Origin of the sequence: Glutamicibacter sp. HZAU, assembly GCF_004100365.1 — a bacterium.
Taxonomy (GTDB): domain Bacteria; phylum Actinomycetota; class Actinomycetes; order Actinomycetales; family Micrococcaceae; genus Glutamicibacter; species Glutamicibacter nicotianae.
Genome location: NZ_SCKZ01000029.1, coordinates 1 through 817 on the forward strand (window position 1 = coordinate 1; position 817 = coordinate 817).

The 817-nt window shown below is 63.2% G+C and carries 1 protein-coding gene; it reads right to left on the reverse strand.

What is annotated here, in order from left to right:
• Positions 1-26: 26 nt before the first annotated feature.
• Positions 27-602, reverse strand: a complete 576-nt coding sequence (locus EKH49_RS16375) for a GNAT family N-acetyltransferase (protein ID WP_071894505.1) — start codon at positions 600-602, stop codon at positions 27-29.
• Positions 603-817: the final 215 nt, after the last annotated feature.

Genomic DNA, 817 nt, shown 5'->3' on the forward strand with positions numbered 1-817 from the left:
CGACATGCCTAAACTCTAACATGCCTTCAATGGCGAGCGGTCTGGACAGATACTTCTTGAATCGGCACGGTGTCATTACGGGCGGGGGCCAGAACAACGTCCCTGGACATCACATCTAGGCGTTCTGCGATGAAGGTTGGATCCCAGCCGGGATTGAAAGTGTCGACGTGGGTGAATCCGAGCCGCTCGTATAGGCCACGCAGGTTCGGGTGGCAGTCGAGCCGCAGCTTGGCGCACCCCTGCGTTCGCGCGGCATGGCGGCAAGCCTCGATCAGCGCGGAGCTGACACCCCGGCCCGCATGTGTCCGTCGCACCGCGAGCTTGTGCAGATATGCGGCCTCCCCCTTGAGGGCGTCGGGCCAGAACTCGGGATCCTCGGCCGACAAGGTGCAACAGCCGACGATGCCGTCGCTGCAACTCGCGACTAGGAGCTCGGATCTCAGGACGAAGGTCTCCGCGAATGTCCGGTCGATCCGCGCGACGTCCCAGGCGGGCGTTCCCTTGGCGGACATCCACGCCGCAGCGTCGTGCATCAGCCGCACAACCTCGTCGATATCACCCGAGCAGGCGACCCGAACGTTCGGAGGCTCCTCGCTGTCCATTCGCTCCCCTGGCGCGGTATGAACCGCCGCCTCATAGTGCAGTTTGATCCTGACGAGCCCAGCATGTCTGCGCCCACCTTCGCGGAACCTGACCAGGGTCCGCTAGCGGGCGGCCGGAAGGTGAATGCTAGGCATGATCTAACCCTCGGTCTCTGGCGTCGCGACTGCGAAATTTCGCGAGGGTTTCCGAGAAGGTGATTGCGCTTCGCAGATCT